Annotated in this window: 18 protein-coding genes and 1 pseudogene; 5 read left to right on the top strand and 14 right to left on the bottom strand. The window is 37.5% G+C overall.

What is annotated here, in order from left to right:
• Positions 1-67 precede the first annotated feature (67 nt).
• The 4 genes from LS684_RS10370 to LS684_RS10355 all read right to left on the bottom strand — a co-directional run bounded on the left by LS684_RS10370 (position 68) and on the right by LS684_RS10355 (position 3,708).
• A complete protein-coding gene (locus tag LS684_RS10370; protein WP_233805816.1) occupies positions 68-1,027 on the bottom strand; it encodes an L-threonine 3-dehydrogenase in 960 nt (319 codons plus the stop codon).
• A 51-nt stretch (positions 1,028-1,078) separates the two neighbouring features.
• A complete protein-coding gene (locus LS684_RS10365; protein WP_233805815.1) occupies positions 1,079-2,272 on the bottom strand; it encodes a glycine C-acetyltransferase in 1,194 nt (397 codons plus the stop codon).
• 440 nt (positions 2,273-2,712) lie between these two features.
• Entirely contained in the window at positions 2,713-2,862 is a 150-nt protein-coding gene (gene sda, locus LS684_RS10360; RefSeq protein WP_233805814.1) for a sporulation histidine kinase inhibitor Sda, read from the bottom strand.
• Positions 2,863-3,072: 210 nt separating this feature from the next.
• Positions 3,073-3,708: a hypothetical protein gene (locus LS684_RS10355; RefSeq protein WP_233805812.1), complete on the bottom strand. Its 636-nt coding sequence runs from the start codon at positions 3,706-3,708 to the stop codon at positions 3,073-3,075.
• A gap of 180 nt (positions 3,709-3,888) precedes the next feature.
• Here LS684_RS10355 and LS684_RS10350 point away from each other — a divergent pair, with 180 nt between their 5' ends.
• The gene (locus tag LS684_RS10350) at positions 3,889-5,442 is read left to right on the top strand and encodes an ABC-F family ATP-binding cassette domain-containing protein (RefSeq protein WP_233811500.1); all 1,554 of its coding nucleotides are present in this window, start codon (positions 3,889-3,891) and stop codon (positions 5,440-5,442) included.
• Positions 5,443-5,833: 391 nt separating this feature from the next.
• On the opposite strand, the gene LS684_RS10345 is transcribed toward LS684_RS10350, so the two are convergent.
• On the bottom strand, positions 5,834-6,952 hold the full coding sequence (locus LS684_RS10345; RefSeq protein WP_233811499.1) for a phosphatidylglycerol lysyltransferase domain-containing protein: 1,119 nt from the start codon (positions 6,950-6,952) through the stop codon (positions 5,834-5,836).
• A 238-nt stretch (positions 6,953-7,190) separates the two neighbouring features.
• Between LS684_RS10345 and LS684_RS10340 the strand changes: the two genes are divergently transcribed.
• Positions 7,191-7,838 (top strand): glycoside hydrolase domain-containing protein, encoded by a 648-nt coding sequence (locus LS684_RS10340; RefSeq protein ID WP_233811498.1) that lies wholly within the window; start codon positions 7,191-7,193, stop codon positions 7,836-7,838.
• A gap of 37 nt (positions 7,839-7,875) precedes the next feature.
• Here the strand turns inward: LS684_RS10340 and mscL are convergent, their stop codons facing one another.
• From mscL to ltaS, 8 genes and pseudogenes are all read right to left on the bottom strand, one after another.
• Positions 7,876-8,385 (bottom strand): large conductance mechanosensitive channel protein MscL, encoded by a 510-nt coding sequence (gene mscL / locus LS684_RS10335; RefSeq protein WP_233811497.1) that lies wholly within the window; start codon positions 8,383-8,385, stop codon positions 7,876-7,878.
• Positions 8,386-8,758: 373 nt separating this feature from the next.
• Positions 8,759-12,178 carry a hypothetical protein gene (locus LS684_RS10330; protein WP_233811496.1) on the bottom strand — a complete coding sequence of 1,140 codons (3,420 nt, stop codon included), beginning with the start codon at positions 12,176-12,178 and terminating at the stop codon, positions 8,759-8,761.
• 165 nt (positions 12,179-12,343) lie between these two features.
• The gene (locus LS684_RS10325) at positions 12,344-12,979 is read right to left on the bottom strand and encodes an ATP-binding domain-containing protein (protein WP_233811495.1); all 636 of its coding nucleotides are present in this window, start codon (positions 12,977-12,979) and stop codon (positions 12,344-12,346) included.
• Positions 12,980-13,175: 196 nt separating this feature from the next.
• Positions 13,176-14,162 (bottom strand): Gfo/Idh/MocA family protein, encoded by a 987-nt coding sequence (locus tag LS684_RS10320; protein WP_233811494.1) that lies wholly within the window; start codon positions 14,160-14,162, stop codon positions 13,176-13,178.
• A 120-nt stretch (positions 14,163-14,282) separates the two neighbouring features.
• On the bottom strand, positions 14,283-15,395 hold the full coding sequence (locus LS684_RS10315) for a transposase (RefSeq protein ID WP_233811493.1): 1,113 nt from the start codon (positions 15,393-15,395) through the stop codon (positions 14,283-14,285).
• A gap of 11 nt (positions 15,396-15,406) precedes the next feature.
• Positions 15,407-15,752 (bottom strand): annotated as a pseudogene (gene tnpA, locus LS684_RS10310) (IS200/IS605 family transposase).
• 529 nt (positions 15,753-16,281) lie between these two features.
• On the bottom strand, positions 16,282-16,512 hold the full coding sequence (locus LS684_RS10305; RefSeq protein ID WP_233811492.1) for a group-specific protein: 231 nt from the start codon (positions 16,510-16,512) through the stop codon (positions 16,282-16,284).
• Between the two features lie 100 nt (positions 16,513-16,612).
• The gene (gene ltaS, locus LS684_RS10300) at positions 16,613-18,553 is read right to left on the bottom strand and encodes a lipoteichoic acid synthase (protein ID WP_233811491.1); all 1,941 of its coding nucleotides are present in this window, start codon (positions 18,551-18,553) and stop codon (positions 16,613-16,615) included.
• 333 nt (positions 18,554-18,886) lie between these two features.
• On the opposite strand from ltaS, the gene LS684_RS10295 reads away from it, so the two are divergent.
• The 3 genes from LS684_RS10295 (at position 18,887) to LS684_RS10285 (ending at position 22,039) form a co-directional block, all read left to right on the top strand.
• Positions 18,887-20,131 carry a sensor histidine kinase gene (locus LS684_RS10295; RefSeq protein ID WP_233811490.1) on the top strand — a complete coding sequence of 415 codons (1,245 nt, stop codon included), beginning with the start codon at positions 18,887-18,889 and terminating at the stop codon, positions 20,129-20,131.
• 97 nt (positions 20,132-20,228) lie between these two features.
• On the top strand, positions 20,229-21,278 hold the full coding sequence (locus LS684_RS10290) for a M42 family metallopeptidase (RefSeq protein ID WP_233811489.1): 1,050 nt from the start codon (positions 20,229-20,231) through the stop codon (positions 21,276-21,278).
• 509 nt (positions 21,279-21,787) lie between these two features.
• Positions 21,788-22,039, top strand: coding sequence for a sigma-G-dependent sporulation-specific acid-soluble spore protein CsgA (locus LS684_RS10285; protein WP_233811488.1), 252 nt, complete (start codon positions 21,788-21,790; stop codon positions 22,037-22,039).
• Positions 22,040-22,077: 38 nt separating this feature from the next.
• On the opposite strand, the gene LS684_RS10280 is transcribed toward LS684_RS10285, so the two are convergent.
• Complete coding sequence (locus LS684_RS10280) at positions 22,078-22,827, bottom strand: yteA family sporulation protein (RefSeq protein ID WP_233811487.1); 750 nt, start codon at positions 22,825-22,827, stop codon at positions 22,078-22,080.
• Between the last annotated feature and the right edge of the window lie 314 nt (positions 22,828-23,141).

The raw sequence follows: 23,141 nt of genomic DNA, 5'->3' as shown, positions 1-23,141 counted from the left end.
ATCACCAAAAAACGCCAAAAGGAGAGAGATGATTCGCTCTTCATCCCCTTTTGGCGTTTTTTTTAGCCTATTCTTGAACTGGTTGAAGCTTAACCTTTAATTTGTCAAGCATGTCAGTTGTCATTTTTGCTAAGTCATATTCTGCTTTAAATCCCCATTCTTCCGTTGCTGCAGATGCATCAATGGAATTTGGCCAGCTGTCTGCAATCTTTTGGCGAATTGGATCAACTTGATAAGACATTTGGAATTGTGGGATATGCTTTTTAATTTCAGCTGCAATTTGCTCTGGATCAAAGCTCATTGCAGTGACATTAAATGAATTGCGATGTTTCAGCTTGGAAGGATCGGCTTCTAGCAGATTCACAATTGCATTCAGCGCATCTGGCATATACATCATATCCATATATGTTCCTTTATCAATATAAGAAGTATATTGCCCATTTTTAATAGCCTCGTAGTAAATCTCTACTGCATAATCCGTAGTTCCACCACCTGGAGGCGCTACATAGGAAATTAAACCTGGAAAGCGCAGACCTCTCGTATCTACACCAAATTTATGATAATAATAATCCGATAATAATTCACCAGCCACTTTGTTTACACCATACATTGTTGTTGGGCGTTGAATGGTATCTTGTGGTGTTTGGTCTTTAGGAGTCGTCGGACCAAATGCACCAATTGAGCTTGGAGTGAAGAATTTGCCATCTAACTCTCTAGCTGTTTCAAGTGCATTCATAAGACCGCCCATATTTAAATTCCAAGCAAATACAGGATTGGCTTCCGCCGTGGCTGATAAAAGGGCAGCCATATGAATAACGGTATCTACCTGATATTTTTTTGCGATTTCTAGCATCTTTTCGCCATCTGTTACATCAAGAATTTCAAATGGACCTGCTTGAGCTGCTTCTGACTCATTTTTCCGAATGTCGGTAGCTACGACATGATCCGCACCATATTGTTCTCTCAGCTTACCGGTAAGCTCTGAACCAATTTGTCCAAGAGCGCCAGTGATTAAAATACGTTTCATTGTTCTCCTCCATCTATCCTCTTGTTCGCAAATTTCTAGTTAGTAAGTAGACTATTCAATAATCCCCATTTCTTTTCCTACTTTTTCGTATACAGCAATGGCACGATCTAGCATTTCTTTCGTATGTGCAGCAGAAGGCATATTACGAACTCGACCTGTTCCTCTTGGAACGGTTGGGAATACAATTGACTTGGCATAGACGCCTTCTTCGTTCAGACGCTGGCTGAATTGTTGGGTCTTTGATTCATCTCCAATAATACATGGTGTAATTGGAGTTTCACTATCCCCAATGTCAAAACCAAGGTCTTTTAATCCTTTTTTCAAGTAATCGGCATTTTCCCATAGACGTTCGTTTAGTTCCGTGCTTTCCATTAAAATCTCAATCGATTTCTTACTAGCAGCTACATCTGCAGGAGTTAACGAGGTAGAGAATAAGAAAGGTCGACTGCGAACCTTTAGCCAATCAATCAAATCCTGCTTCCCTGCAACGTATCCGCCTACCACACCGATTGCTTTAGATAACGTTCCAATTTGGAAATCCACTTTATCCGATAGTCCAAAATGCTTTACGGTTCCTGCTCCCTTACCAAGGACACCAGAACCATGTGCGTCATCAACATATGTAATTAAGTCAAACTCTTCGGCAATTTCAACAATTTCTGGTAGCTTAGCAATATCTCCGTCCATGGAGAATACCCCATCTGTAATAACCATGATTTTATTGTACAAGCCAGATTCCTTCGCTTCCTTCGCTTTAGCACGAAGATCTTTCATATCGGAATGGGTAAAGCGGATAATTTTCGCTTTAGAAAGACGACAACCATCGATAATTGAAGCGTGATTAAGTTCATCTGAAAGGATGGCATCATGTTTATCCATCACAGCTGAAATCGCAGCCATATTACAATTAAAACCAGATTGATAGGCAATTGCAGCTTCTGTATGCTTAAATTCAGCTAGCTTTTCTTCCAGTTTCACATGTAATTCAAGTGTTCCATTAATCGTACGGACAGCACCCGCACCTACACCAAATTGTGAAATCGCTTCATTTGCTGCCTCTTTTAAACGTTGATCAGTCGCCAAACCTAAATAATTGTTTGAAGATAAATTGACCAATTCTTTACCATTTATTTTTATAATCGGACCATTTGGACTTTCCAGTGGATCAATGACATTGTATAGACCTCTTCCTTTAAGGTCTTCTAAATTTTCTGTTAAAAATTGATCTAATGTTTTACTAGGCAAAATAATATCCCCCTTTAAAATCTGGTTATACGTAAGACTGCTACTTAAAAAACAATCTTAAAAAAATACAATTGTTCACCCTGTGTGTACAAAGGTTAATCAGATAAGCAATTGCTATATAAGGGTTTCACTAATACTACTTTATCATATTTTTCTCATTTGTACATATCTCAAGGACATGAAAAAAGAAGGTTTTCATCATTGTTGTAAAAAGCACCACTCCCTGGTCTTTATACAAAATGAACCTTAACTTTATGAAAACCTCTTCTACTATCTTTACCCATATCAACATATTTTACTATCTATTTAAGAGTGGCTGTTTGATTGAAAGGGGAGTGGTCTTATGAATGTAGATGTCAACTGTCAGTGAAAAATCATATGGTGGATCTAGGGGGTAGAAGGCTTGTAGGAATATAAAAAACTCAGCCCGCAACTTTCCCTTAATTGAAAAGGTACCTGTTCGACTGAAGCCCCCTTCTACTCATTTCTACTTTCAAAAGTTGGATAAATTCATTGGATAAGTTTAAATGGATGGCTTCTCGTAAAGCGGTAACAAGTTGTTCGTCGGTTAGTCTCTTATAAGAGTTCATACGATCGCTCCTGTCTTAATTGTCTACAATTTATTTATCCTTAATTAAATAGTGTAAACTATTTTAAACAGAAATTAGGAAAATAAACCCATATATAGAACCTATCACACGACACTTGAGCTTGATTCCAAACTGCCTATTATTAAAAAGGAACGATACGTTCTGATGTATCCTTCCTAGTCGGTTTCCAATTCGTTTCTTGTATTCATCTCAAAGGCTAGGGAATTCTCTTGCAAATGTTCGAACAAGTACGTATCTTTGTATCCCTTTTGAATGAGAAATCGCTTGTTGCGCTTCCAATCCTGCTTGCTCATCGTTTCCTTTCTTTTTCTCTATTTGAGACCTCAGTGCATGCTTCATCCAAGGAGACTTCATCTCTTCGATTAATTCCTCAGCTTCTTTCAAATGTCCCTCATGTATGAGAATGCCTGCTTGATAATAAAATCGAAACTTCTTCTGTTTAATTTTGTTGATATAGGTAGTAGCTTGGTCCATGTCTTCATAGTAGAATGCATGAATGACATGGTACAAGGCTTGGTATCCTTCATATTTATATTTCTTTAGAAGCTTCTCAATGGATTCGTCTACTAAGTCATCCATTTTATTTGCAAGTCCATAATACAAGGCGTATTGAGGCTTATTTTTATTTTTTAATAAATACGTTTCCACTTTTTCTACTTTTTTTGTCCAAAGCAACGTATTAAAAAGAGGAAAAAGAACAATAGGCAGGACAATGATTAATACAAGGAAAAATTGATAAGGCTCTTGGATTGGATGAAAAGCTTCGAGCAATAATGTGAATATAAGGGTAAAAACAAAAGTATAAACATAATAACGAAATGGCATTGAACTATTCTCCTATCTTTTTCTTAATCCTATTATATCAGCTAGAAATATAATTTTCTTCCAAAAAATGATATGTACTAGTTTTATGGTTTTAACCACCTGATAGTCAAGTCTAGAAATTTAGCGTATTTTCAAGTAAGATGGAGAAATGAATTATTTTAATGAAGTGAGGACTATTAGATGAGTTTATTAACTGTCGATAAGTTAAGTCATACATTTGGAGATCGCACCTTATTTAAGGATGTGAGCTTCCGATTATTAGCAGAGGATCACATTGGATTAGTTGGAGCCAATGGGGTTGGAAAGTCTACTTTAATGAACATTATTACAGGGCAATTAATCCATGATGCTGGACGTGTGGAATGGACACCTGGCGTACATTATGGATACCTTGATCAGCATACAGTTCTATCAAAAGGCAAAACGATGCGAGACGTGTTGAAAGATGCCTTCTTGCCACTTTTCGAACAAGAAAAGGAACTAAACATTGTAACAGAGCAAATGGCGACAGCTTCTCCTGAAGAATTAGAAGTTCTTCTTGAGAAAATGGGTGAGATTCAAGATCGTTTAGATGCTGGAGATTTTTACTCAATCGATATTAAAGTGGAAGAAGCAGCACGTGGGTTAGGTCTTGATGCGGTAGGACTTGACCGTGATGTTTCCGAGCTTAGTGGTGGGCAGCGGACAAAAGTATTATTAGCGAAGCTATTACTTGAAAAGCCACAAGTATTATTACTAGACGAGCCGACGAACTATTTGGATGTTGAGCATATTTTTTGGCTAACAAACTATTTACGTGAGTATCCTTATGCATTTATTTTAATCTCTCATGATACCGAATTCATGAATAAAGTTTCGAATACTATTTTCCATTTAGAGTTTTCAAAGCTCACGAGATATACGGCAAGCTATGAAAAATTCTTAGAACTTGCAGAAATTAATAAAAATCAACACTTAAATGCATATGAAAAACAACAAGAATTCATTAAAAAACAAGAGGACTTTATTTCAAAAAATAAAGCAAGGTATTCAACAACTGGCCGCGCAAAAAGTCGTCAGAAGCAGTTGGATCGTATGGAGCGAATTGATCGCCCTGAAACGGCAGCTAAACCAACCTTTGATTTTAAAGAATCTCGTGCGAGCAGTCGCTATGTGTTCGAAGGGGAAAATTTCGAAATTGGCTATACACATGCCCTTCTACCGAAGATGTCCATCACCATCGAGCGTGGTGAGAAAATTGCGATCGTTGGCTGCAATGGAGTTGGAAAGTCAACACTTTTAAAAACAATGCTTGGAAAGATTCCTGCCATTAGTGGAAAAATCGAGCGCGGTGACTTCCTTTTCCCTTCGTATTTCGAGCAAGAGGTGAAAGCACCAAACATGACACCGATTGATGATGTTTGGAATGAATTCCCTCATCTCGATCAACACCAAGTAAGGGCTGCTCTTGCTAAGTGCGGATTAAAGAATGAGCATATTTCACGGCCAATGAATCAATTAAGTGGTGGAGAGCAAGCAAAGGTTCGTCTATGTAAACTATTAATGAATGACAGCAACTGGATCTTATTTGACGAGCCAACCAATCATTTAGATGTATCAGCAAAAGAAGAATTAAAACGCGCCTTAAAAGCATACAAAGGGACAGTTGTTCTTGTTTGCCACGAGCCTGATTTTTATGAAGACTGGGTAACGAAAGTCTGGAATGTTGAAGAATGGGCACAAGGTAATCAATAAAAGCATTGAACGCCTCCAAGATAAGCTTGGAGGCGTTCGTTTTATGTTTGTTTACCATCGATTTGTATCCCTCTATCTACTCGATAAGTAAACGTGATGGTTTTATATTCTTCTGAGTTTAATGAAACCCAGAATACAATTTCTTGACCATTTTTCTTCTCGTATATGAAGGCTAGCTGTTTGGAGCGGATGGGCGCGAGATCAGTGGGAAAGGTGCTACCTAAAATGAGAAGCCGTAGAAGCTAACCCGCACCCCGCGGCAACCGACTCACCTGAAGCGGAATACGCCCTTTGCTTCCAAAGCAATATTGGCTATGAAAACAGCCAAAAAAAAAAGAGCAACCGTAAAAATGGTTACTCTGAGACAGTAGGAAGGATAACTCTAACTCCTCTACCCTGCTTTATTAAATTTTGGCAAACTCAACATGCCAAAGGAGGTAGTTGATTTCGGTTGTTTTTGATGGATTAGGTAGACGATTTGGATAAAAAGGATCGGTAGAAACGATTTTTCATAGACAAGATACCTAGCTTCCCAATTTGGGAAGAATTTATTCTTATACTCTTGTAGACCTTTAAAGTTATAAAACTGATTGCCATGTTGAAAAATATAGTGGCAAGCTTTTTCTACATGGCTACTTTTCTTACAGGTTCCCACATTAGATAAGGGAGCCATTCCCATACTACACCAATCATAGCCATTCTCCTTACACCACTGGAAAATAGATAAAAATAAGAAATCCATCGTTCCATGGGGGCTATTCTCCTCATAGCGCATCAGATCAATGGTAATTGTACGATCAACGTGCTTGTGATCGCAAGCAAGAGTCGCAAACGCAATTTTCTCACCTTGTGTATTTGTTAAGATCGCAAGTGGAAAACGAGAAACATATTTTTCACAGAAGAAACCGACTGAAAATCCTTTTTCTTTCCGCTTTCCTAGCCATGAATTGGAAATGGATTGGATTTCTTCTATCACACGATCCTGATATGGGGGATGAATCACTTGAAACTGAAATCCATTCCGCTCAAATTTATTTTTTCGAGTACGAAGCTTGGCCCCTTTTTTTCCTGCCAGTGAAAACTCCAGTAAGTTCACCTTTGCCTCTTCTCCAAGTTTTATCGCATTCAAACCTTGATATGAATAGTGGTCTAGAGAATCAGCAGACACTTGGTAAAAAACGGCTTGCTTCCCATTCAATTGACTATATGATCTAAACTCTTCGATTGCATCAACTAGCTTTTCCTTATGACAAATCGGGTCGCCTAATACGATGTGTTTATTCCAAACCTTTTTATAGACGATTAATGCTTTCTTATCGGTCGTCCAAAATATTTGCTTGTCATTAATAAATACCAAATGAGAATTATGGGTTCCGCCATTTTTCTTCATAAAAGAGTATACCTCATCTAAATGATCACGTTCTTCAAAAGCAGGTGTGCTTTCCCTTTTCCAATAGAAAATGATCCCTAAAATGAAGCTGATAAATAAGATGATGAATAAAGATAGCATAATACCCTCCTATAAGCTTTATCCCAGTCAATAACATAACATATTATCGTGAGAAGAGCGATAGGAATTTATGAAATACCAGATAAAAAACCTACCTTCCTTAAACATCCAACTTCCCTCTTTTAATTCATGCATTTCTATTGCAATTGGGATGGGCTAGCCGGCATAAACGAGTTTGTAGGTTCATATATTTTTTAAGTGATGAAGCGCGAACGACAAAAAGGGAGGATTGATCCTGTTGGCATATATTTGGGGAGTGGATTCAGCTTCAACAGTTGATAAAGAGCTATATGATTGTGTATTAACTAGCTTTGGAAAGCCGAATTATTGGGGAAGATATATTACAAGAGTAGAAGGGGCAGCAGAAGGATTAACACGAGAAGAAGTCGAGCTATTGCATAATAGCGGCACAAAAGTTCTTCCAATATACAGTAAATTCCTAGAGGCAACAGGCTATCGAAATGGGAAGGTAATTGCCCAAAATACGATATTCCATGCCAACCGCCTCAGTATCCCTAAAGGAAAGGTACTTTTCGCAAATGTGGAGAAATTCTTTGCCGTAGATGAAGCTTGGATTCGCGGGTATATTGATGGTATGTTTCCTAGCGGCTATAAGCCGGGCTTCTACAACGACCCCGTTGACGGAGATTTTCGAAATGCGTATTGTACTGCAGTTGAAAATGATAACAAAGTTTCAACACAAGCGATATTATGGAGCGCACGCCCTGAACCTGGCGTAACAAAAGCGAGAAATGCACCTAAATACAAACCGGCCAAACCCAAATGTAAGGCAAATGTATGGGGCTGGCAATACGGAAGAGATTCAAAAATATGCCCAATTGATACAAACCTAATCGACAGCAGACTCTATGAGTTGTTATGGTAGGAAAAGCTAAAAGACAGCCGTTCACACCGGCTGTCTTTTAGCTAGATTTAAAATGAATTCGCACATTTTGATCCTCTACTTTTTCTTCCTTTATTAATATGCTTGTACAATTTGGGCAGCGTTTAGCCCTTTTCGGGATACTCGATATACAAAATGGACATTCTTTTGAAGAAAATGAATCACCAGGTGTTTTTTTCATGCGATTGATTTGCAAAATGGTTAAATAGGTAGCAAATGCCACAATGCCAAAATGGAGCAGTGATTCAATAAATAAGCCATAATTAATCGTAACAGCCCCTGCCTCTTTCGCATCCGCTACTGTTCGGTAGTAGCCACCAGAAAGATTCATATACAAATTGGCAAAATCGACCTTCCCTAAAATTAAGCCTAACGGAGGCATAATAATATCGGAAACAAATGAATCTACTACCTTTACAAATGCTGTCCCTACAATCACCCCAATCCCCATCTCAACCACCGTTCCTCGTACGGCAAATTCACGAAAGTTTTTAAAAAATGAACTCAGGTGTATCACCTCTTCTATCATTAACTACTATCTAGTCTATTACTCTTTCGAAGAAATATGAGTCGAAATAGTCCAATCATTATAGGTGTACTGCTCAGATAGCAAGATTTCTTGATAATCATCACAAAAATCTAGTCCCTTTCGTGTTCTTTTCTATCAATTCTCCCCATAAGCAAAAAGATTACATCCCTCCATTATGCACGCTATATCTTTTCCTAATAAACAAAACACTTCATTATCCTGATCTTTTCCATATCTACAAGATTGACAGGTTGTAGATTCTTACATGCACCTGTAGCATTTTTTGTATATTATAGATTGCAAACTCACACAATGATCTTTTCATATAAAGCTGATCCTAACCAACTTGTAACGGCTGGGATCAGCTGATAGATTAATTCCACCTCTTTAATGCAGAAAGCACCTGATCTTTAATACGAATGAGGATCGGCTTCTCTCCTTTTGCTAGTTTTTGCTTGGACCATTCATTATAGCTAGCGACAAAGATTAAGATGGATCCAGCAATCAGAAGATAGGCCCACCAAGGTAGGCTTCCCCAATAAGGTCTTGTTTGTAAAAAGACGTTTAATAATAGAACACCTGACCCGATTAAGAAATACGCTTTTACTCGGAAGAATAATCCAGCTAAAATCGCAATCAATGAAAGGGAACCGAGAATCAAAGCATCATAGATCGTATGACTCGCCAAACCATCTTGAATCAGGCTTAGGGAAACAAGGGATAGGATGACCCATTGGGCAATAGACGTTTCTTTGTGAAACTCTTCTTTTAACATCAGGCGAATAAAGACGATAAGCACGACAAATGGCAAAACGAGAAATTCCCGTTCAAGTAATTCAGGGAGATCAATTAGGAAAACCGCTGTGTAATAAGGCTGAATTAGATAGCAGCCAGCTAACAGGGGTATCCACTTAGAGAACCTTGAACTCACTCGACCCTTTTGAATGAAGATCGCCAAGCTAATCAATGCACCAGGTAAAACATCTAAGTACACTTCATAGGTTTGAAATAAATACATGGACGCAAAGAACAAAATGGCTATGATGGAGTAGCTATCCACCGACTGTAGCGTTTTCTTTTCTGAAACATGAATAAATGTTGGATACAGCATTCTTCCAGTAACTAATAGAAGAATACCCATACCTCCATTCATTAGTAAATTTAGCTCGGAGTCTTGAATGACAGCCTCATTTAACAAGATCGTACTAATTAATGAGAGTAGTAACGGAATAATCGTTAACATGCTCAATTGATTACGGTGAAGGAAAGCCACCAACCCGAAAATATACAGGATACTCCCTATATAGATGCTCCATCCGAACGGGTATGTAGCGATTAAACCAATGATTCCAATTATTGAAAACGGAACCATATAGAAGACTGTACGTTCCTTGTAAGCTTTGCTAGATAACAGCCAAATGCCTGCTAGTAAAATACTCGTGATAAAGAAATCCCATTGGTGAATTTTGCTCATCCACCATTCAAGTGAAAGTGAAATAGCGAAAAATAGATGGGTAAAGGCTCCATAGAGAAATAGCTTCTTTTTCCATTCTTTCCTTGCAAGACTTGAACTACCCGCATACAGAATGGCTGCAATCGTTAGAGTGAAAATTGAATCATAGCCATATGCTAAGTAGGCAAATAATGCCGCTGGGATTAGAATGATATGACCTCCCCAGCCGTAGCTATTATAGATCCCCTGATCCTTGTTCCTTCCTAGTACACTAATAAACAAGAGAATAGAAACACCGAAGATTCCTTGAAGTATTTCGAATGGATAAGGTACATCTAAATAATAATGAATGCTACTTAACACATAAACGTATGTCAAAATGGTGGCACTAGACATGACGTATGGAATCCACTTCAATTGAAGACGTCGATACAATCCAAAGAAAAGCATGACCCCAACTAAAAAGATGAACGGCTTTACCAAATAGTGATTTATTGGGAAAAAGCTAGCGGTTATCATTGCTAACACATACATCAATTGTCCGGTGATATAGGCAGCTCCCCCATACTTCTTGTTATTCAACCAGCTCCAAAGAATACTTAATACAAACGAAGCCACACTTCCAAGAACGAAATGCATCGCTATACCAAGCTCTGTTTTATAGAATGGCAGCCACTCTCCAAGCTCAATTCCAAAGCTGATAAACGCAAGTGATAGTGCAATCGGCTGAACCCAATAGGTTGGACCTTGAAAAAAGCTTCGCTGATCTATCCGAATAATCACAACAGGAATAAAGCTAAAGATTAACAAACTTACGCCAAGCTCCAACCAGGAAAATGAATAATACATACCTAACAAGGAAAGTACCATCATTCCTAATCCTACATCTCTTGAGCTCTCTTTGATGCTCCTAGTATATGGATGGCTAAGTATCCAACCAAATAGAACAAACACCAATAGACCAATGAAAAATGCTGGGAATGCAAAGGTTTGGAACGCAAGCAATTGATCAATGTATAGCATACATTCAAATAGGGCTGCACCAAGAAACACAGGACTTAAATAGTTGAATATAGACGTTTTCAATGTATTTGCTAAAAAGATAAAATGAATGGCTATTATTAAATAGGCAACCATCAATAAGATCGACGGCTCATTCATGTTCACCCATATTCCTTCAAAGCTCAAATACAAAAAGGCAAATCCAGAAATGATTCCACTCGTTATTCTAAAAATTCGTTCCCAAGGGAATCTTTGATCTAAAAAACGAGGAATGAATAGGAATGATATTCCAACCAAGGCATAGAAAATCGGACTATACAAATCGAGAACACTGTTTTCAATTATTTGATAAAAGGCGTACACAATCATTGCAGTAAATACAAAATGAAACTCCTTCTTTCCTGTAACGTACGTCATCGATAAATAGAGGATAGCCGTCAGAAACAGATTAAATCCATAGTATATGGGATGCTGATAAAATACGACCAATAAGAGCGTTGTGAGGACCAATTGAATTTGGGCAAATATCGGCATTTCTTTCGTAAATAACGGGAATTTCTTATTCTTCTTTAACCAATGGTACGCCATAATTATGATGGCATTAAACAATACTAGGCCTAAATAAAAGCCATCAACAGGCAACTGGATACATTTTAGAGTAAACCCAACCGATAAAGTAACAGATAAATAGCTAAACCAGACAAATAAACGAGAAGATTGCTTACTCGCTAGGATGACATAGACTGGGACAAGAACAAGTGAACCTATTGTGCCAAATAAAAACCTGCCATCTCCCCGAACAGATAGATATGTTCCAAATAGTTCAAACCAGCCGACAGACAAAATAAAGATCGGTAAAAACAAACTCGCTAATACGACGAACGCAAACGAGGTTTTTTCAATTTTCAATAACCGCTTTGAAATATATGCGATTCCGTAGAATAAGATGGATACAAAAGCGATTGAACCGCTTTTCATCCAAGCTGACATTGTGCCCCAATTACTGGTAGCTACATACAATCCACTTATTAATAATAATAAAACACCAAGATTTAATAACCATGTAATATTACGCTCGCGAATTTCTTCCTGAGAGCGCTTCTTTTTTATTTTTACAGGTTTAACCGGTTGTTTGACCGGTACTTTTATTTGTTTCTGGACATGAACTTCTGTAGTCTTGCTTTCAGCGGGAGCCCCTTCTACTTGTTGATTCCAATAGGATAAATAGGCTTTTGTGACGGTTTCATAGTGGTATGGAGAGATAAACCCTCCTTCCTTTAACTGATATAACTCCGAACGAAATATTTTTCTCCGCTCTTCTCCTGAAGGTGTAGCCATTTAACCCCTCCTCAATTTAACTAAAATATTCATTTAGTGTAATTTTACACCATTTATTTATTTTTTCAATATGTTCACAAAAAATAATCCGCCTTTTTATGTAGACGGATTACGAACATGTTGCTGTATTTAGGTTGACGAATTCACCTTAGGAATGGCCGCTACTTAAGGTTCATCTGATAGCGAATGATACTCAAAAGTGTTTTGATTTACATCTTGAATGAGTGAGGTTATTTTTCCAACTGAAAAAACATGTAATTCATGCATGACTCGAGTACAAGCTGTATACAGAATCTTCCGTTCGACAGAGTATTCCTTCTCTGAAGCATTATAAATAATGACGGCATCAAATTCGATCCCTTTTGCCAAATAAGAAGGCAGTACGACGACACCTGATTCAAAAGTAGAGGAGAATTTATCAATTAACCTTAGATCTATAGTGTTTTTCGTACGTTTGAAAAATCCTTCCGCCTGAATCGCTGTTTTACAAATGACTGCAATCGTTTGATACCCTTTTGTTTGAAGCATAGAGATGCATTCTACCACCATTTTATCCAGTGTCGACTCATTTTTCACTTCTGTGACAGTTGGAAGCATTCCTTCTCTGTTGAAGGCTTCAATTTGAGCTGCGTTCTTAAGAATTCCCTTTGAAAAGTTAACAATCGGTTCTGTAGAGCGATAGCTTCTCGTAAGGGTAATTTTTTCTAGATGATTTGCAAAAAAATTTCCGCCTGCTAAAATATTGGATGCATCAGTTGTATCAGAATAAATGGCTTGACTGATATCGCCTAGAAGTGTCAATTTACTTGTAGGAAATAGCTCTTAATGAAAACACCCCTTAAAAAAGATTCATGAAACAGTTGACACATCTTGTGTTTTTGTGATAATGTTATTATAGGATAAATATTTACATTTAAATAATCTACCCACAAAAAATTAGAGACCAATCAACATATTATCACCCCTTGCCATCTTTGGCAAGGGGTTTCATTATCGATTAGCTTCTAATAATTTTTTCTAATACCCGTTGGACCTCTAACCCCTCTTGAAAGCTAACAATTTGGGCTTCTTGATTATTGATTCCATGAATGAATTCTTCGACTATATCCAGCTCATTCCCTCGTTCTAACGGAATTCTTGTTGGTGCTTGATCTCCCTTGCTTACAAACAATTCACTCCAGTTTACTAAATCAACTGTTCCCTTGCTTCCGTATATTTTAAATGAAAGATGCTCCTTTTGCCCAATCCCGCCTAACCCGTTAATCAAAACAGGTGTTTGATCTTCTAATTCCATTCGAACGATAAATCCCTTTTCACAAAGCTCTTGCTGAACAGGATAATCTACGAAGGAATGAACATTGGAAAGCTCCCCAAAAATATCATAGATCATATGAATATAATGCGGAGCGACTTCACGAATAAACCCACCTTGCTCTCTACTAGAAATCCAATTATTTTTCTGCCAAGACCTAGGCCACTCAGTAAATTTCATATGTACTTCAACTCGGTTCAATTCCCCTAATTGGCCGGATTTGATAAATTGTTTCATTTGACTGAAGACATTCGTGTATACCATCGGGAAGTTAATTCCGTGAATGCGCTGTGATGCTTTCGCTGCTTGGTACATTTCCTCTGCTTCTTCTAAGCTGTTTGCTAGCGGTTTTTCACAGAGAAGATGCTTCCTTTTTTTGATTACATCTAATGCAATCTGGTGGTGGAATTTAGGCGGTACCGCTATATATACAAGGTCAATGGATTCGTTTTCTAGCATTTCTTTGTAATCTATGTATGATATTACTCCTTCTAGTTTTTCTTTCATAGCTGCTAGTAATTGTTCGTTTGTGTCACAGATTGCTAGTACATTTGCTTTTTCATGTGTATGGAATGTATTAAGTAATCGCTGCCCAATCGCACCAAGGCCAATGATCCCCACGTTTAATGTTGTCATAATATGACTGACTTCCTCTCGGTGAACTACTCCCACCACTTACCACCCTTGCGGGTTGCTTGAAGTGGGGGCTTCTTGGGTAATCGCCACTTTTGGTAGCTGACGAAATTGACCAAGCTAACCCTCTTGTTCCAAGAGTTTATATCTCTTATTTCTTTAGGCACTTGCTAATAAGCGAATGCCTTCTTTTTTGATATTGAGTGCTGAATTGTAATTTCTATCGAGGTTTAGTCCGCACGAACAAACATATATTCTGATGTTCATTGGCATTAGTTGGGTATTTCCACAATGCGAACAGGTTTGGGTAGAGGGGAACCATTTGTCTATTTTGATCAGTTGTTTCCCTTGTTCTTTTAGTTTGTACTGTAAGAAAGAAGTGAACATTCCCCATCCATTATCAGCTACACTTTTACCGAATTTAAGTGCTTGTGACATTCCTTTCATATCTAAATCTTCAATCACAACAGCATCATAGTTCGCTACTAATTTTTTTGATTGATGGTGAAGAAAGTTCTTCCGTTGATTGGCGACTTTCTCTTGAATGTTAGCTACTCGAATACGTTGTTTATTCCAATTGGAAGAACCTTTCTTCTTACGAGACAGTTTACGTTGTTCTTTTGCTAATTTTTCAAGTATTTGTCGATAAAACTTAGGGTAATTGGCTTTCTCACCCTCGCTATCGACAAACAATCCATCCATCGCAAAATCTAACCCAACTACTTTTTCAACTTCCTTCCTTTCAATTTCCATTTCGTACTCTGTCAAAATAGAAATAAAATATTTTCCTGATGCGGTCATAGATAAAGTGCAAGATTTGATTTTGTATTCTGAAGGTATCTTTCGATGTTGTTTGATTTTGACCATTTTCAACTTAGGTAATTTGATATGACCATCCAACAACTGAATATTTCCATTGACAACATTTGTTGTGTAGCTTTGTTTGTGTCGTTTCCTTTTGAACTTTGGAAACTTGACACTCCCTTTGAAGAAGGCTTTATATGCCTTATCTAAGTTTAGTTGTGCGTTCGCTAATGCTAAAGAGTCTACTTCTTTTAGCCATTCATACTCTTTTTTATACTTAGCAGGAGTTGGGTGCTTTATCTTTTTCAATGCTTCTTTATCTTCTTTTAGGCTTTCATACGTTTCTATTCGTTCAGCTAACATTTTATTGTAGACGAAGCGAACACACCCAAAGGTTTTTCGTATAATAAAAGCTTGTTCATCTGTTGGATACAACCTGAACTTGTACGCTTTATTTTGTTTAGTCATATCAAATCACCTCACTTTACCCCTTGATTTTCTATATATTTTTTCACCACTTCCATAGGTGAACCACCAGTGGTCAACAAACAGAAGCTTCTTGATTAGTCTTGAACTGGCACTTTTATAGGCATTGATGAATTTTGATATTTCACTGTTAGGCTGTGCTTTGAACAAGATATGAACGTGGTCAATATCGTGGTTCCATTCGACTAATGTAATATTATATTTTTGACTCAAAGACACAAATTTATCTTTGGCATAGTCGGAAATCGTATCATCTATCACTTTCCTTCGAAACTTCACAACTAGTAAGAGGTGGTAAGACATCAAGATTACTGAATGGTTATTACTGTCTAATTTCATTATTATATCAATACCTACGCTTTATAATACTGATTATAACATATGGAGGAAAATGACAAAAGAAAGAACCTTTGGGCTATCGCCCAACCGAAATTCATCTCACCCTTACCGTTGGACTACGCCCTTCACACGCTTGAAGAGGGAGACTTCTTTCGGAAGTACGTTAAAAGTAATCCTATTATATAAATATTTTTAATAAATTGAAAATATTTTCATTCGTAAACCAAAATAAATGTATGGGAAATCCTATTTAGAGTTAGAAGATTATTTCAAATTTAGTCGAGAGGATAGCATGGGGATTTGTACTCCGAGTGCTTGTTTTTCGGGGGGCGTTCGCCAAGCCTCCTCTTCATTCGTACTTGAGGGGTCTTGGCTTTAATGCCTATCCCGAGGAGTCAAGCTCCTTCCCTTTCATTCACCTAGTTTGACTGTTTGAATTTTAGCTGAGAACCTGATCCACACACTTTGTTCACTGAATGTGAAATCTTGAATACTAGCAATTCATTTCTTTGATGTTTAGTAAAGAAATTCACGCTTTTATGATTTCAAGCAGCTGGTTGTTTCGCTTTTGTTTTTCTTCGTCAGTTGATAGGTCGTATTTCTTCAATAAATGAAAGACTTCGTTGAGTAATTCCTGTTGGTGATCCCCTGAAGAAAATTTGGCAAAGCCCTCCTTGATCTCAATCGGAAGAAATTCAACTTGTGTTTCATACTTTTGTATAACATCTTCCAAGCTATGGTTTAATTTACATTCACTCATATGATCACTCCTCTTCTTATTCTATCGTAACGCAAAGCAGGATGTTTATCTGTAATGTTTTTAACAACAACTGTTTTTTATAAAAAGAACCGAGGGAGTGTTATTCTCCGCTCGGTTTCATTAAGTCAAACTCAGGACCAAGGTATTGATAGTCATTTCGATTAATTTTTTCAAAGCCTTCTGGCTGATAGAATCTGAGTAGGTCTTTGTTAACGATACTGTCTGAAATACTTAACTCCGCTCTCGCTTTTTCCGCTAAGGTGCTGCATGCTATATTGTCTACGATTTCACCTGTTTCATTTTCGTAGCAATGATCGCCGACACTTGTGTACTTTGGTGAGACGAAATCACCATCTCGGAACGGAACGACTTGGCGATGATCTTTCGAAAGTAAGTCTGAGCCAAGCTCTAGATAATCTTTTGTATCAATCCCTAACAGATGCAGGACGGTTGGTCGAACATCGATTTGACCACCATATTGCTCTTGAATTCCGCCTTTAACCCCTGGTACGTGTATAAAGACAGGAACTCTTTGTAAATGGGCATATTCAAACGGAGTAATTTCTTTCCCCATCACTTTCGCCATTGCTTCGTTATGGTTTTCTGAGATTCCGTAATGATCACCGTAAAACACGATCACTGAGTTATCATATAGACCAGAAGCTTTCAAGTCGTTAATAAACTGCTCTAATGCTTGGTCCATATAATTAGCAGCTTCAAAATAATGATCGACGACACTGTCTCCAAAGTCTCCTGGAACAAAGTCCGTATCTTCTTCATCCATTTTAAATGGAAAATGGTTTGATAATGAAATAAATTTCGTATAGAACGGCTGGTTTAATCCCTCAAGAATTGGCATGGACTCTTTAAAGAATGGTTTGTCTTTCATGCCGTAGTTTTTTGTGTTTTCTTCTGTCATTTGATAATATTCTGCATCAAAGAAATAATCATATCCGAAAGATTTATACATTTCATTCCGATTCCAGAACGTTTTGTAATTGCCATGGAAAGATGCTGAAGTATATCCATGTGTTTTCAAAATAGCTGGTGCGGCCTGGAATGTATTCTGTGCCTTGTTCACAAAAACAGAACCTTGTGCCATCGGATACAAAGAATTCTCCATAATGAACTCTGCATCAGACGTCTTCCCTTGACCTGTTTGATTAATAATATTTGGAAAGTAGAAGAATTCATCTCCATTAGCTAATGAATTTAGAAATGGTGTGACTTCCTTTCCATTCAATTGATAATCGATAATAAATGTTTGAAGCGACTCCATCGATACATAAATAACGTTCATTTCTTTTGCTTTTCCAAATAAGTCAGGATTTGGCGCTGTATAGTTCGCTTTAATGTAGTTTTCGATTTCGATAATATCTGAACTATCTGCCATCGCTCGTTGACTAGCCGATCTTGAGTTTTGAATAATGTCATAAATTGTGAAATTATATGCTCCAAGATATTTAACTAAATAGTTACGGTCAAATGAACGAGATAATAATTGCGGGCGGTCCTTTTCTGCAATCCCTAGATTGAATAAAAACGTCGCAACAGCCACAAGCATAACAATACGGGCAGGTTTTTTTCGATATTCCGCGCTAGGCTTTACTTTTTTCAATAAAACCAATGCAAGTAAAATAAGCGTATCTGTAAAATAGAAAATATCGAATGACGACATGAGAGAAAGTGCACTATCCCCAAGCTGCCCCCCATTCGTCTTGGTTTGCATTAGAACGGGAACGGTAATAAAGTCATTAAAAAAGCGGTAATAGACAATATTCGCATAAAGTAGAAATGACAGTAGAAAATTCATTGTAATTAATGCAATTTGCTGCGTTTTCCCTTTGAAAAATAAAGCAAGCCCTAAGAAAAACAAGGCAGAGCTTAATGGATTAATGAATAACAAAAATTGTTGAACGGTATTATCAATACCTAAATTAAATTCTATTTGATAAGCTGCGTATGTTTTAAACCAAAATAAAATAACTGCTAACAGAAACAAGAATAGACTACCTTTTGTAGCATTTGTTAATTTCTGCATGTGTACACCTCTATTCACTAACTATGTTCAATTTTTAACAAACTAATTCATTCAGTTAAGCTCGCAAAGCTTGATAGCTAATCGAGCATTTTCTTTACAAATTCACTTATTTCAAATGAATGTAGATTAATATAACATAATTTTTTTGTAAAGAAAACATATATTATATGTAAATATACGACACTATTTTTATGAGAAAAATCACATTTTTCCTACTATTAATCTTGTTGGCTGCTACTAAATTCAAAAAATAGTAATAAACATAGTAATGCAAATAATAGGAGTAATTGGTATACTAATGGAAACGAACATAAGGAGGTTTCCTTCTTATTTATGAAGGTCTTTATAGAGAATATCATACTTCATTTTTCCATTATGCTATTACTTCCATTTATCCATAGCTTTGTACATAAAAAAGAAAATGATGTAAAGAACTCCCTACTATTCATTATGACCATTTTCGTTTGTTTACTGTTAACGTCTTACTTCCCTGTACCCATCCAAAACGTAGATATTCAATTCGATCTGAAATTCATTCCAATTTTCATTGCTTTCATGTACGGTGGAAAACGAATTGGTATGATGACGGTTTTATTTCTTTTTCTTATGAAGCTTGTCCTCGACCCATCCAGTGTGTTTATTACGGTCATCAACTTCTTCATTATGACTTGCATATTAATGCTTGTTGAAAAGTTCTATCGGAATTTCTCACGATTGAAAAAAATCTTATTCGCCTTAATTTTATATTTGCTGATCAGCCTTACTTGGTTATATGCTCTCAGTGTAAAAGGTCAGCTCGGGGAATCGGGGTATTTATTGCTTTATAGCATTGTCTCTTTCTTAACCATTTCCCTTGTCATCTACTTAATAGAAACGAATATGATGCACGTCCATATACAAGAGAAGATTCGGGAAACGGAAAAATTAAATGCAATTAGCCAAATGGCTGCTGCAGTTGCCCATGAAATTCGAAACCCAATGACAACGATTCAAGGGTTTATGCAGCTTTTAAAAGGCGAAAAAAATTTAACTGAACAGCAATCCCAATTCATTTCGATTTCACTTGATGAGCTTCAGCGCACACAGGGAATCATTAATGATTATTTGACATTGGCTAAGCCAGAACATCCGAATGTAAAAAAAATGAATATTAATGATCTGATAAATGAAACCGTAGAATTTATGAAGCCTTACGCAATCATGACAAAGGTGTCGTTACAATTTTCAAATGATGAACCGGTTCAAATTCTTGGAAATGAAAACGAGTTTAAACAGATGCTAATCAACATTATGAAAAATGGCATTGAAGCGATGCCGGATGGTGGAAAACTCCTAGTAACTACAGAAGTGCAGAAGCCATTTGTCCTAATCAAAATTGCCGATGAAGGTGTAGGGATGTCGAAGCATCAAATGAACCAGCTTGGAAGTTTATACTATTCGACGAAAATCAAAGGCACTGGACTTGGAATCATGATCTCTTTTGACATCATTAAGCGTCTGCAAGGTACGATTTCCATTGAAAGCCATCTTAACAAAGGAAGCACGTTTTTATTCAAGTTTCCCATTTGTGAAGAGTAGAGCTCTTATTCATTCTGAATCTTCAATGTATTTCTCTATTTTTCTCCTCTCTCCCTATGTATAATAGGTATTGAATATGTTAAAAGGAGTGCATTAGATGAATTACCCAAATACAAGCGACACAATTGAATTAATCAAACAATTAGTTTCCATTCCTAGTCCGTCTGGAAATACAAATGAAGTCATTACATATGTAGAGAAATTCTTAGCTGAGATAGGTGTAGATACATACCGAAATCGCAAGGGTGGGCTGATTGCGACAATTCCTGGGAATGATACAGAAAACCATCGAATGCTTACGGCTCACGTAGACACACTAGGAGCTATTGTAAAGGAAATCAAGGGCAACGGCCGACTAAAGCTAGACTTAATTGGTGGGTTTACCTATAACTCCATTGAAGGAGAATATTGCGAAATCGAGACAACGAAAGGTACCAGGTTTACGGGTACCATCTTAATGCACCAAACCTCTGTCCATGTTTATAAAAATGCTGGAAAAGCCGAACGAAATCAGGACAATATGGAGGTCCGAATTGACGAAGAGGTGAAATCAGCTGAAGATGTTCGTGCTCTTGGCATTGAAGTTGGGGATTTTGTATCCTTCGATCCACGTGTTCAGGTGACTCCTAGTGGGTTTATTAAATCGCGCCACCTTGATGATAAAGCGAGTGTCGCAATTTTACTTCAGCTCCTCAAGCAAGTGAAAGAAAATGAAATCGTCTTACCATATACCACCCACTTCCTTATTTCAAACAATGAAGAAATTGGCTACGGTGGAAACTCCAATATTACACCAGAAACGGTCGAATATCTTGCTGTCGATATGGGAGCAATGGGAGATGGCCAGCAAACAGATGAATATACAGTTTCAATTTGTGTAAAAGATGCAAGCGGCCCTTATCATTATGAGCTGCGAAAAAATCTTGTAGCATTAGCAGAAGAGAACGGAATTTCGTATCAGCTTGACATCTATCCCTATTATGGTTCCGATGCGTCAGCGGCAATTCGGTCCGGTCACGACATCGTTCACGGCTTAATCGGCCCTGGTATTGACTCTTCCCATGCCTTCGAACGAACGCATGAAAAATCGATCGAAAACACAACAAAGCTTTTATATCACTATCTACAGTCAGATATGATTCTGTAATCACTTTTTTAGACCAAGGCTCAAAAATAAGAGCCCTTGGTCTTTTTTAGGTTTACAATTTTGTATTATAAGTATTTTTTGTTTATCATTCGAAAACCTCTATTCAATATAGCCTCTCCATGTGAAATTAAATTAGCAGCTCATGATCTATCCGAACAATCAGGAGTCATCTCCTTTTACTAGTTCGGGTATTTTTGGTTGTTCGGAAAACAAATTATTGAAAAATAATGGAATGGAGCGGAAGACACTCGATTCCTAAGGGGAATAGAGGAAAGGCTGAGACACCAAAGCGCAGCGAGGAGGATCAGCTTCCTCCCCGCGGAAAGCGAGTGTCTGCAGTGCAGGTGGAACGAACTTGTTTTCACAACCAAAGTATTTTATTTTGCCCCTTTCCTATTATCTTGTTTGAAATAAAAAATATGTGGGAATGTTGTACAAGTTTTCATAATTTCATCTAATCGAGCAAATGATAAACTCAGTCTTACACATGGAGGAAAGGAGTGTTGAAAATGAATCAAGCTGTCGGCTATTTACGAGAAGTGTTATCTAATTATACGGAGGGATATCCGGTTGGCCAAATGATTTATGATAAGGTGAAAAACATCGATTTTAAGTCCGAACAACAATTTGCCAGAGCATTATCAGAGCAAGAAATCAATTTTTTACATAACATTCTTCCGGATGAAATCCAGCATGCACATAAAGAGCAAGACTTTGAGCGAGCCCATCAACTGAATGCGATTTATGAACAGATGATTTGACACGAAAAAAAGGACAATGGTGGTCATTGTCCTTTTTCCTACTCTTCAACGTATGGTTCATGTTCATATGCAGGTAGATCACCAAATGGAGTCATGATGCCCTCTTCATCAAGTACCTGCTCGTATTTCTCATGCTGCTTGTTCGGAAAAACCGTCATATTTTTTCCTTCTATATCAACGCCGACAAAGTTTTCATAATCCTCAACATAGCCTTCATTTTCATCAGGCTCAATTGATATATCTTGGTAACTGTCGGTTGGGCATTCCATATCAGATGGTGTTTGAGAATTCCCCCAATTGGATACGATTTGCCAACTGTCCTCTGCATCGAAGGATACATTCTCATCCTCTTCATCTTTCGAGAATTTCCCAAACGGCGGCATTAAGACTCCCTCTTCAACTGGTCGCTGATGGGATGTAACCTGATCAGGCGAATGCTCTTTACAAAAAGTTGAATTTGGAAGAGCTTCTAACCGTTCAAGCGGAATCTCTTTGGAGCATACCTGGCAAATCCCATAGGTTCCATTCTCAATAGCCTGAAGGGCACTCTCAATGTCCTCCAACTCCTTATGGGCATGCTCATTTAATGCTATGTCCTTTTCTCTTTCGTACAATTCTGTTGCATCGTCAGCTGGATGGTTATCATAGCTTGACAGCTCACCAACCGATTCATGTGGATGTGCGTATGGTAACCCAAAGTGCTCACTTGATTGAAGATGCTCTTTCACATCTTCTCTTTGTTTTAATAATATCGTTCTAAAATGGTCGATTTGACTATTCGATAGCATAAGACAGCAACCCTTTCCTGTGTCTTTCTTTACATAGTATGAATCAATAGGAGAAAGAACATGAAAGGAAAAAAGTTCATATAGAACTGATCACATAATGTTAAACGTTTTATGTAAAAAATCAAGTAGAGGGAAGATAATTTAACTATTTTGGCCCTCTCAAAACACCGTACGTACGGTTCACGTATACGGCGTTTCAATGTATATTACACTGTGTACTTTTAGGTAACGTTCCATGGAATAGCGAATTCCCCTCTGCTTTAGTCTTTTAGTTGAAAGTGCTCGTTGAACTACTTTTGATAATCCTATATAGT

This window comes from Cytobacillus spongiae (assembly GCF_021390075.1).
This window is presented reverse-complemented; position numbering and strand designations above follow the sequence as displayed.